Annotated in this window: 9 protein-coding genes, 5 tRNA genes and 1 pseudogene; 6 read left to right on the top strand and 9 right to left on the bottom strand. The window is 73.5% G+C overall.

Annotation, left to right across the window (positions count from 1 at the left end; genetic code table 11):
- The first annotated feature begins 249 nt into the window (after nucleotides 1-249).
- From C1I99_RS24445 to C1I99_RS24435, 3 genes are all read left to right on the top strand, one after another.
- Nucleotides 250-1,068: a universal stress protein gene (locus tag C1I99_RS24445; RefSeq protein ID WP_111136542.1), complete on the top strand. Its 819-nt coding sequence runs from the start codon at nucleotides 250-252 to the stop codon at nucleotides 1,066-1,068.
- A 73-nt stretch (nucleotides 1,069-1,141) separates the two neighbouring features.
- Nucleotides 1,142-3,544 (top strand): phosphoketolase family protein, encoded by a 2,403-nt coding sequence (locus tag C1I99_RS24440; protein ID WP_111136541.1) that lies wholly within the window; start codon nucleotides 1,142-1,144, stop codon nucleotides 3,542-3,544.
- Entirely contained in the window at nucleotides 3,541-4,434 is an 894-nt protein-coding gene (locus C1I99_RS24435) for a universal stress protein (protein ID WP_111136540.1), read from the top strand. Before C1I99_RS24440 ends, C1I99_RS24435 begins: the two co-directional genes overlap by 4 nt.
- 101 nt (nucleotides 4,435-4,535) lie before the next feature.
- Here the strand turns inward: C1I99_RS24435 and C1I99_RS24430 are convergent, their stop codons facing one another.
- The 3 genes and pseudogenes from C1I99_RS24430 to C1I99_RS24420 all read right to left on the bottom strand — a co-directional run bounded on the left by C1I99_RS24430 (nucleotide 4,536) and on the right by C1I99_RS24420 (nucleotide 6,221).
- On the bottom strand, nucleotides 4,536-5,555 hold the full coding sequence (locus tag C1I99_RS24430; RefSeq protein WP_111136539.1) for an NAD-dependent epimerase/dehydratase family protein: 1,020 nt from the start codon (nucleotides 5,553-5,555) through the stop codon (nucleotides 4,536-4,538).
- A gap of 84 nt (nucleotides 5,556-5,639) precedes the next feature.
- Nucleotides 5,640-5,852 (bottom strand): annotated as a pseudogene (locus C1I99_RS24425) (GNAT family N-acetyltransferase); the annotation flags it as partial.
- An 18-nt stretch (nucleotides 5,853-5,870) separates the two neighbouring features.
- Nucleotides 5,871-6,221 carry an alpha/beta hydrolase family protein gene (locus C1I99_RS24420; protein ID WP_199562377.1) on the bottom strand — a complete coding sequence of 117 codons (351 nt, stop codon included), beginning with the start codon at nucleotides 6,219-6,221 and terminating at the stop codon, nucleotides 5,871-5,873.
- On the opposite strand from C1I99_RS24420, the gene C1I99_RS24415 reads away from it, so the two are divergent.
- Nucleotides 6,220-6,528, top strand: coding sequence for a type 2 periplasmic-binding domain-containing protein (locus C1I99_RS24415; protein WP_111136537.1), 309 nt, complete (start codon nucleotides 6,220-6,222; stop codon nucleotides 6,526-6,528). The genes C1I99_RS24420 and C1I99_RS24415 overlap by 2 nt on opposite strands.
- Nucleotides 6,529-6,790: 262 nt before the next feature.
- On the opposite strand, the gene C1I99_RS24410 is transcribed toward C1I99_RS24415, so the two are convergent.
- Together C1I99_RS24410 and C1I99_RS24405 are read right to left on the bottom strand one after the other, a co-directional pair.
- A tRNA-Val gene (locus C1I99_RS24410) sits at nucleotides 6,791-6,862 on the bottom strand.
- Between the two features lie 48 nt (nucleotides 6,863-6,910).
- A tRNA-Gly gene (locus tag C1I99_RS24405) sits at nucleotides 6,911-6,983 on the bottom strand.
- Nucleotides 6,984-7,145: 162 nt separating this feature from the next.
- Between C1I99_RS24405 and C1I99_RS24400 the strand changes: the two genes are divergently transcribed.
- On the top strand, nucleotides 7,146-7,412 hold the full coding sequence (locus C1I99_RS24400; RefSeq protein WP_111136536.1) for a DUF6458 family protein: 267 nt from the start codon (nucleotides 7,146-7,148) through the stop codon (nucleotides 7,410-7,412).
- Between the two features lie 120 nt (nucleotides 7,413-7,532).
- On the opposite strand, the gene C1I99_RS24395 is transcribed toward C1I99_RS24400, so the two are convergent.
- Nucleotides 7,533-8,348: an isocitrate lyase/PEP mutase family protein gene (locus C1I99_RS24395; protein WP_111136543.1), complete on the bottom strand. Its 816-nt coding sequence runs from the start codon at nucleotides 8,346-8,348 to the stop codon at nucleotides 7,533-7,535.
- A 72-nt stretch (nucleotides 8,349-8,420) separates the two neighbouring features.
- Between C1I99_RS24395 and C1I99_RS34630 the strand changes: the two genes are divergently transcribed.
- Nucleotides 8,421-9,401 (top strand): ArsR/SmtB family transcription factor, encoded by a 981-nt coding sequence (locus C1I99_RS34630; RefSeq protein ID WP_111136535.1) that lies wholly within the window; start codon nucleotides 8,421-8,423, stop codon nucleotides 9,399-9,401.
- Nucleotides 9,402-9,505: 104 nt separating this feature from the next.
- On the opposite strand, the gene C1I99_RS24385 is transcribed toward C1I99_RS34630, so the two are convergent.
- The 3 genes from C1I99_RS24385 to C1I99_RS24375 all read right to left on the bottom strand — a co-directional run bounded on the left by C1I99_RS24385 (nucleotide 9,506) and on the right by C1I99_RS24375 (nucleotide 9,772).
- Nucleotides 9,506-9,580: transfer RNA gene (locus tag C1I99_RS24385), tRNA-Val, on the bottom strand.
- A gap of 14 nt (nucleotides 9,581-9,594) precedes the next feature.
- Nucleotides 9,595-9,665, bottom strand: a tRNA-Cys gene (locus tag C1I99_RS24380).
- A 34-nt stretch (nucleotides 9,666-9,699) separates the two neighbouring features.
- Nucleotides 9,700-9,772 (bottom strand) — tRNA-Gly (locus C1I99_RS24375).
- Nucleotides 9,773-9,922: the final 150 nt, after the last annotated feature.

Below are 9,922 nucleotides of genomic sequence, written 5' to 3'. Positions count from 1 at the left end.
CCACGATTCCAAACCCCGAATGCCCCCGGTCACACCCCGAAACCCGACATCCAGGCAGCCATCAGACAGACGGCCGCCAGCCACCCTCCCACGACCGACACCGGACACCGACTCACACCACATCGGCGACACCCCCAACGCCGCAATCCCGCACCCGGGACGGCGGTGCGGGGATCCCGCCCCGCCGCCGTACCGTCACGACTAGCCTCAGAACGGGGCCGGGCTCGACGCCTGCGGAGGTGATGTCGGATGGCCGCAGCCACCGACGCGGCGGTGCTGGTCGGTCTCGGTTCGGAGCGTGACCTGCCGGTCGTCCGGCTGGCCGCCCAGGAGGCCGCCACGCACGACCGGCCGCTGTATCTGCTGCACGTGTTCGACTGGGCGGCAGCGCTGGAGGCCGAATCGGTCGCCGGGCCCCGCGCCGACGCCGAGGCGCTGATCTCGGAGGCCGCCGCGGTGGCCGGCGAGGTCGAGCCGGAGCTGCCGGTGACCGGCGAGATCGTCGAGGGGGCACTGGTCGCCGGCCTGATCCGCCGGTCGGAGACGGCGTTCCTGGTCGCCGTCGGCGACGGCGGCGTAACCTGCGGCGACTGCGTGCCGGCCGACTCGCCGGCGGTCAAGTTGGCCGCCCAGGCCAACTGTCCGGTGCTGGTGGTCCGCCCGGAGCCGCCGCCGCAGGGCCCGGTGCTGGTCGGCGTGGACGGCTCGACCAGCTCCCAGTTCGCGCTGGCCTGGGCGTTCGACTGCGCCGCCAGGCGGAAGGCGCGGCTGCTCGCCGTCCGGGCCGTCGAGTCGGGCACCGAGGATCCGGGCCTGCTCACCGGGATCGTGGCCCGGTGCGCCAGCCGGCATCCGTCGGTGTCCGCGGAGTGCCACACGATTCGCGGCGACCCCGGCACCATTCTGGTCGAGCAGTCCCGGTCGGCGCAGGTCGCGCTGGTCGCCGCGCGGGGCGACGAGCCGTGGCGGGGCATGCTCGGCGCGGTGAGTCAGTCCCTGCTCTACCACTCACCGGCGCCGGTGATCGTGGTGCGCGGGGTCGCCGAGGCGCCGCTGGATGGGGCGTAACGCGCACCCGGCGCGAAGCCAAGGGCTCTGATCCACACCCGACCGCTCCCTACCCGCGAGAGGCTCAGGCAGTATGGACACCGCTCTCGACCTGCACAGCCCTTTGACCGAGGACGAGCTGCGCCGGCTTGACGCCTACTGGCGGGCGGCGAACTACCTCACCGTCGGGCAGATCTACCTGCTGGACAATCCGCTGCTCCGCGAGCCGCTGACCCCGGAGCACGTCAAACCGCGGCTGCTCGGCCACTGGGGCACCGGCCCCGGCCTGAACCTGCTTTACGCCCACCTCAACCGGGTCGTCGTCGCCCGTGACCTGCGTGCCATGTTCATCACCGGTCCCGGCCACGGCGGGCCGGCGATCGTCGCCAACACCTGGCTCGAGGGCACCTGGAGCGAGCGGTACCACGGCGTCGGCCGCGACGAGGCCGGCATGGCCCGGCTGTTCCGCCAGTTCTCCTTCCCCGGCGGCATCCCGAGTCACGTGGCGGCGGAGGTGCCGGGTTCGATCCACGAGGGCGGCGAGCTGGGGTACGCGCTGAGCCACGCCTACGGCGCCGCGTTCGACAACCCGGACCTGCTGGTCGCCTGCGTGATCGGCGACGGTGAGGCGGAGGCCGGGCCGCTGGCCGGCAGTTGGCTGTCCAACGCCTTCCTCAACCCGGCGCGCGACGGGGCGGTGCTGCCGATCCTGCACCTCAACGGCTACAAGATCGCCAGCCCGACGGTGCTGGACCGGATCCCCGCCGACGACCTGCTCGGCATGATCCGCGGGTTCGGCTACCAGCCGTACGTCGTCGCGGGCGACGACCCACCGACCGTGCACCAGGCGCTCGCCGCGGCGCTGGACGGGGCGCTGGACGAGATCACCGCCATCCAGCGGCGGGCCCGCTCCGGCGGGACCGTCGAGCGCCCCCGCTGGCCGGTGATCGTCCTGCGGACGCCGAAGGGCTGGACCGGCCCCCGCAACGTCGACGGCAAGCAGGTGGAGGGCACCTTCCACGCGCACCAGGTGCCGCTGGCGGAGGTACGCACCAACCCGGCGCACCTGGCCGAGCTGGAGCGCTGGCTGCGCAGCTACCGGCCGGAGGAGCTCTTCGACGCCACCGGCGCCCCCGTCGCCGAGCTGGCCGAACTGCCGCCCAGGGGCGACCGGCGGATGAGCGCCAACCCGGTGACCAACGGCGGCCTGGTGCTGCGCGACCTGACCCTGCCAGACTTCCGCGACTACGCCGTCGACGTGCCGCGCCCCGGCACGACGATCACCGGCGCCACCGCGGAGCTGGGCAAGTGGATCCGCGACGTGATCGCCGCCAACCCGCAGACGTTCCGCCTGTTCGGCCCCGACGAGGTCGCCTCGAACCGGCTCAAGGCGGTGTTCGAGGTCACCGACCGGGCCTGGCTCGCCGGCACGGTGCCGGGCGACGACCACCTCTCCCCCGACGGGCGGGTGATGGAGGTCCTCTCCGAGCACCTGTGCCAGGGCTGGCTGGAGGGCTACCTGCTGACCGGTCGGCACGGCATCTTCACCAGCTACGAGGCGTTCATCCACATCGTCGACTCGATGGTCAACCAGCACGCCAAGTGGTTGAAGGTGACCCGGGGCATCCCCTGGCGGCAGCCGGTGGCGTCGCTGAACTACCTGCTGTCCAGCCACGTGTGGCAGCAGGACCACAACGGCTTCTCGCACCAGGACCCGGGGTTCATCGACCACGTGATGAACAAGAAGGCCGAGGTGGTCCGGGTCTACCTGCCGCCGGATGCCAACACCTTGCTCTCCACCATGGACCACTGCCTGCGCAGCCGGCACTACATCAACGTCGTGGTGGCCGGCAAGCAGCCCGCGCCGAACTGGCTGTCGATGCAGGAGGCGATCCAGCACTGCCGGCGGGGGGTGGGCATCTGGGAGTGGGCCAGCACCGACATCGGCAGCGAGCCGGACGTGGTGCTCGCCTGCGCCGGGGACGTGCCGACGCTGGAGACCCTGGCCGCGGCGGACCTGCTGCACCGGCACCTGCCGGAGCTGAAGGTGCGGGTGGTCAACGTGGTCGACCTGATGCGCCTGCAACCCCCGTCGGAGCACCCGCACGGCCTGCCGGACAACGAGTTCGACACCATCTTCACCCGGGACAAGCCGGTCATCTTCGCCTACCACGGCTACCCGTGGCTGATCCACCGGCTCACCTACCGCCGGACCAACCACGACAACCTGCACGTACGCGGCTACAAGGAGGAGGGCACCACCACCACCCCGTTCGACATGGTGATGCTCAACGACCTGGACCGGTTCCACCTGGTCACCGACGTGATCGACCGGGTGCCGGGGCTGGCCGCCCGGGCCGCGCACCTGCGCCAGGAGATGGTCGACGCCCGCCAGTCCTGCCGGGACTACACCCGTGAGCACGGCGAGGACGACCCCCGGGTGGTGGAGTGGCGCTGGTTCCGGGAGAGCGACCCAGGACTGCGGGGCAGTCCGTGAGCGCGAGGAACGGGCCGGCGGGTGGAGACGAGATCCTGGTCGGCTACGACGCGTCCCCCGACGCCTCGGCCGCGCTGGAGTGGGCGCTGGACGAGGCGGAGCGCAGCGGACGGCCGGTGCGGCTGGCGTACGTCTTCGAATGGTTCACCGTGGCCGGCTGGCTGGGTCCGGGCGTCGCGCCGGGCGTCTGGCCGGACGATACGGCGCGGCGGCAGGTCGAGGAGCTGGTCGGCAAGGCGGCGGCGGACGCCGCCGCCGCGCACCCAGGGTTGACCGTCACCAGTGAGGTCGTCGACGGCCCGCCCGCGGTGATGTTGCAGGAACGCTCCGCGCGGGCCGCCCTGCTGGTGCTGGGCAGCCGCGGCCACGGCGGGTTCGGCGGGCTGCTCGCCGGCTCGACCGCGGTGACGGTCACCGCGCACGCCCACTGCCCGGTGGTGGTCGTCCGGGAGACGGCGGCGCGGGGCGCGCGGGCCGGGCGGGTGGCGGTCGGGGTGGACGGCTCGGAGCACTCGCTGCTGGCACTCGGCTTCGCCTACCAGCAGGCCGCGGCGCGGCGGGTGCCGCTGCACGTGCTGCGGGCCTGGCAGCCGCCCATCGGGCAGCGCCCGCCGTCGGGGCCGGAGGCACGGGAGGCGGCGGCAGCCGACCGGGCCGAGCTGGACGAGCCACTGGCCCGGTGGTCCGGGACGTTCCCCGACGTCGAGGTGACGGTGCAGGTGGCCGCCGGCGGTGCCGCGTCCCTGCTGGTGGAGGCCAGCCGCAGCGCCGCGCTGCTGGTGGTCGGCAGCCGGGGCCGGGGGGAGCTGCGCGGGATGCTGCTCGGCTCGGTCAGCCAGCAGCTCATCCAGCACGCGTACTGCCCGGTGGCGGTGGTCCGGGAACGCTGAGTCGACGACCCGCGTCCCGGGCGACCGGCCGGCGGGTGTCGCAGGGTGGAGCGGCAAACCCCGCCCGGGGCGCCGCCGGGGTAGGGGCACGATGGGGCTTGTCAGGCCGACGGCACCTGCTCTCCCGTCCCCGCTGCCAGCAACGCCGCCTCGCGGGCCGGGTCCAGCCCCACCGGGGCCCGCTGCGGGCGCCCGGCCCGCGGCGGCACCGTGCCGACCACGCGCAGCCACGCCCAGGTGTCGGTGACCGTCTCGGCCACCGGCCGGCAGGTCAACCCCGCCGCGTACGCCCGGCTGACGTCGCGCTCCTGCAACCACCGGTACTCGTGCCCGGCCGGAACCCAGATCGGCAGGTCGTTCCAGGGCACCACGCCGGCCGCCAGGATCGGCTCCGGATCGGTCCAGCGCAGCCGGGCGTCGGCGTCGGTCGCCGCGACACAGGCGTGCAGCAGCTCCCCCATCGTGGCGTGCCCGGTCCGGCCGACCACGTTGACGGTGCCGCCGAGGCGCCGTGCGCCGGCGTCCAGCAGCCAGGCCGCCAGGTCCCGCACGTCGACGTACTGCAGCGGCAGGTCGGCCGGTCCGGGCGCCAGCACCTCACCGCCCCGGGCGATGCGGGTCAGCCACCAGGGCAGCCGGCCGATGTCCTCCCCGGGCCCGAGGATCAGCCCGGCGCGGGCGATCAGCGCGCGCTCCCCGAACACCTGCCGTACCGCCCGCTCGGCACCGGCCTTGTTCCGCGGGTAGTCGCCGTCGGCGGCGTCCGGGGCGGCGTCGACCACCGGGGCGTCCTCGGCCGAGCCCGGCTCGACCGGTTCCGCGTAGACCGAGCCGCTGGAGACGTAGACGTAGTGGCCGACGGCGGCGACCAGGGCCCGCGCCGCGTCGCCGGCCGCCCGCGGCGCGCCGTCCCAGGTGTCCACCACCACGTCCCACTCGCCGCCGGCCAGCGCGGCCAGCCCGCCGGGCACGGTCCGGTCACCCCGCAACCGGTGTACGCCCGGCGGCGTCGCGCCGTGCAGCCCGCGGTTGAACACCGTCACCGACCAGCCCCGGCGCACCGCCTCCGCGACCGTCGCGCCGCCCACGAATCCCGTACCGCCCAGCACCAGCAGTCTCATGCGCTCCACTGTGCCGGCACCGGGTGGCGGCGCGGCCGGATGTTCACGGTCAGCGGATCTGCCGACGGCAGAACCGTCGTGGTTCTAGTGGTACAGGCGCTCGTCCGCACCCGTACGGCGCATTCCCGCCCTCTCCATCACCCGCTGGGAACCGACATTGTCGTGCGTGGTGTCCGCGACGGGCCGCTTCACCCGGCCCGTGCCGAACGCCCATACCAGCAGACCCCGCAGCGCCTCCGTCGCGTACCCGCGTCCTGCGACCTCGGGCGCCACCCTGTACCCAGGTTTCACCTTTCCTCGTCTCCAGTGTCGCGCTCAGGCGAACAGCTCGCCGAGCAACTCGTCGATGGGGATGGGAGCGGGGCGGTAGGCCGGTGGCTGCGTGCCCATCAGCTCGCGCACCAGGAAGTCCCAGCCACGCTTGCGGACGTAGTGCAGGCAGTCGATGAACAAGTGCTCGGCCCCGGGCACGATGAGCAGCTCGAAGTCCTTGTCGGCGGCGATGAGCCGGTCGGCCAGCCGCAGCGTGTGGTCCGGGTGGACTTGGTCGTCCATGCCGCCGTGGATGAGCAGCAGCTTGCCCACCAGCCGGTCCGCGATGTCCACGTTGGAGGACCGGGCCCGGGCCTCGGGGTTGTCCGCGCCGTCGTAGACCTCTACGGGCATGCCCGACTACTGGGAAGAGGGTTTTGCCCCCTTCCAGACGCCCCGCGGTCGCCGCATCGAGCGCGATACCACCTTCCACACAGCGTTGGACGATCTCTTCACCGTCGTCGGCACCGGCGAGTCGATCTCACTGCTCGGATCCCATGCCGCCCACTACCACGCCCGTCCCGACATCGTCTACCTGCCCCTACGCGATTCCTGGACACTGCGATGGGCGCTGGTATGGCGCAGCGATACCGAAAACGACCTCATCCGGGCTCTCGCCCAAACCGTCCGAGATCTGGGCCCCGTGGCTATGCCACGCTAACCTCCGCCAAGAAGGCGACTAAATCGACTAATCCTTGCCGCCTTGGACCATGTGGGCGCTCCAACAGCCGGCGGGGTGGCCACCTAATGCCCGGCCCGCGAGAGCACGGGCCAAGGCCGACGAGGAGGCCCGACCGGCCGTTGCTGAGACCAACGCGTCGCCCGAGCAGCTCGCGGTTCACACCGTCTAAGGACCGCGCGCCCGCGCGGCGTTCCTCCCGCGTCTGCCTCCGCGTTCCGGGGCGTTCGCACCCACGTATGTGTGGGCGATACTGGGTTTGAACCAGTGACCTCTTCCGTGTCAAGGAAGCGCGCTCCCGCTGCGCCAATCGCCCGTGCTCGCCGCCCGGACCGGCGGACCGGGCCGCCGGGGGCGGATCGCGAGCGGACGACGGGATTCGAACCCGCGACCCTCACCTTGGCAAGGTGATGCGCTACCAGCTGCGCTACGTCCGCGTGCCGCCAGCGTTCCTCGGCGACGGACAAACTGTACCCGATGACAAGATCGCCTGGCCCGCCGACCCACCGCGGCCGCCCGGCCACCAATGGTTGTGCAGGTCAGCGACGGGGTACTGAAGACCCTCGACAGCACACACATCCCCTGACAAGGAGGCTGTCGTGGGTATCGGCACCAGTATCTTCCTGATCGCGGTCGGCGCGATCCTCACCTTCGCCCTGGACATGAGTCTGGGCGGCATCAACCTCGATGTGGTCGGCTGGATCCTGATGGCGGCCGGCGTGCTCGGGCTGATCATGACGACGCTCATCTGGGGACGCCGCCGCCGGGTGGTCGCCGCTGACGAGCCCGTGGAGTACCGGCGGGCCGACGAGCCGGTGGAGTACCGGCGGGTTGAGGAGCGGCGGGACGTCGCCCCGCCGCTCTGACCGGCACCGCTGGTCTGACCGGCACCGCAACGGCTGGCCTGCTCCGAGGAGCCGGAGTCGCAGCGCGACATCGTGCCGGCCACCGCAGGACGGTGGCCGGCACGCCGCGTGCCGGCCCGGTCAGCTCATCAGCCCGTTGAGCGTGCCGTAGTCGAGCGCGTCCCCCAGCGTCCGGTACGTCCCGGCGCCGAACACCTCGTCGGCCGCCCGCCGGGCCGCCGCGTACGCGGACTGCGCGACCGCCGAACCCAGGCTCACCCGCGCCACCCCGAGTCGGGCCAGGTCCGGCACCGTCGGGGCGCCCGGACCCGCCATGACGTTCACCGGCGCCGGCACCGCCGAGACCAAGTCACGGATGGCCTCCGGGCCGGCCAGCCCCGGCACGAACACCCCGTCGGCGCCGGCGGCCAGGTAGGCCGTCGCCCGCTCGACCGTCGCCGCGATCCCACCGGCGCCTCGCAGGACGGTGTCGATCCGGGCGTTGACGAACACCGGAACGCCGGCGGCGTCGGCGGCTGCCCGTACCGCGGCGATCCGGGCGCACTGGTCGTCGAGGTCCCGCAGCGGCGCTCCGCCGTCGTGCCGGGCGTCCTCGACGTTCACGCCGACCGCGCCGGCCGCGATCACGGCCCGCACCGTGTCGCCCACCTCGGCCGGGGTCGCGCCGTACCCGGACTCGATGTCCGCGGTCACCGGCACCGGGACCGCGGCGGCGACCCGGCCCACCAGGTCGACGGCGGCCTCCCGGCCGAGGGCGTCCCCGTCCGGGACGCCCCGACTCCACGCCACGCCGGCGCTGGTGGTGGCGACCGCCCGCGCTCCGGCGGCGGCCACGATCCGGGCACTCCCCACGTCCCAGGCGTTGACCAGGACCAGCGGGGATCCGGCGGTGTGCAGGGAACGGAACAGCTCGGCGCGAAGGTGTTGATCATTCACCCGGCCAGTCTGGGCGAACCCCGCCGCCATCAGTATCGTTTCAGTCCCAGCTGAATCGGACAGGGAGGACGCGTGGTCGCCATCGGGCTGTCGGCGCACGGCGTGGCACGGATCCGCTTCGCCGTCTCCTGCCTGTGGGAGGTAGTGGCGAGCGTCCGGGTGCTGCGTGACCACGGCGAGCACGCGGTCCACCTGCCCTGGGCACGCCGGGTCCGCCCCCACCTGGTCGACGCCGGGTTGGTCGGGCCGGAGGCCGGGCTGCTCTGGCACCTGGTGCCGCCGGCCCCCGGCTACCTCGCCGACTTCCTCACCCCGCCTCCGGGCGGCCTCACCGCCGACCTCGGCGCCGAACTGGCGGTCCTCCGGGCCACCCCGACCGCGACCGTCCGCGCCCACCTCGACCTCTGCCCCGCCGGCCGCCCGCCCGCAGTGGCCGCGCTGTACGCCGACCCGGAGGCCGGGCTGCGCCGGCTGGCCGAGGAGATCGAGGCGTACTGGCGGATCGCCCTGGCCCCGGAGTGGCCGCGGATCGGCGCGCTGCTCGACGCCGAGGTGTTCGCCCGGTCCCGGCGGTTGGCCGAGAACGGCGCCGCCGGCCTGCTCAACGACCTGCACGAGCGGGTCCGGTGGGAGGGCGACACGCTGCTGATCGCCCAGCGGCACTGCGCCGCACCCGACGTGCCCGAGGGTAGGGCGCTCGTCCTGGTCCCATCGGTCTTCGTGTGGCCATCGGTGCTCAGCATCGCGGCCGGGGACGCCCCGCAGCTGGCGTACCCGGCCCGCGGGGTCGGTGCACTGTGGGAACGCCGGGCGGCGGCTCCCGGGGCGCTGGCCGCGGTGCTCGGGCGGGGACGCGCCCGGCTGCTGGCCGAACTGGCCGCGCCCACCTGCGGCCTGGAGCTCGCCCGGCGTACCGGCATGTCGCCGGCGGGGGTGTCACAGCACATCACCGCGCTGCGCGCCGCCGGCCTGGTGACCACCCACCGGCAGGGCCGGGCCCTGCTGAGCGTCCGGACCGAGATCGCCGAGGCGCTGCTGGCCGCGTCGGCCTGACCGCCGTCAGGCCGACCGCCGGTGGGCGAAACGGCCGGTGGGCGGGACGGCCGGTGGGCGGGACGACGAAGGCCCGCCACCGACCGGTGACGGGCCTTCGTTGCTGGTGGGCGATACTGGGTTTGAACCAGTGACCTCTTCCGTGTCAAGGAAGCGCGCTCCCACTGCGCCAATCGCCCTCGCTATCGTGCCGAGGTGGGGACGGGATTTGAACCCGCGTACACGGCTTTGCAGGCCGTTGCCTCGCCTCTCGGCCACCCCACCGAGGTTGCCCCCGTCATGCGTGGCGGCATCTCCGAGCGGACGACGGGACTCGAACCCGCGACCCTCACCTTGGCAAGGTGATGCGCTACCAACTGCGCTACGTCCGCATGCCCCCGGCGTTCCCGGTGACGGATGAGAACTTTAGCCGAGCCGGCGAACGGTTGCCAACTCGGGGTGGCCCTCGGCGCGTCCGGCGCGGGCGGCGCAGCCGCCTGCCCGGCCGGGTGGCACCCGTCCGGTGGCGGGCAGCACACGGT

Source organism: Micromonospora deserti (assembly GCF_003236335.1).
GTDB classification, from domain to species: Bacteria; Actinomycetota; Actinomycetes; order Mycobacteriales; family Micromonosporaceae; genus Micromonospora; species Micromonospora deserti.
The sequence above is the reverse complement of the archived record's forward strand: the minus strand, read 5'-3'. Positions and strand labels throughout refer to the sequence as shown.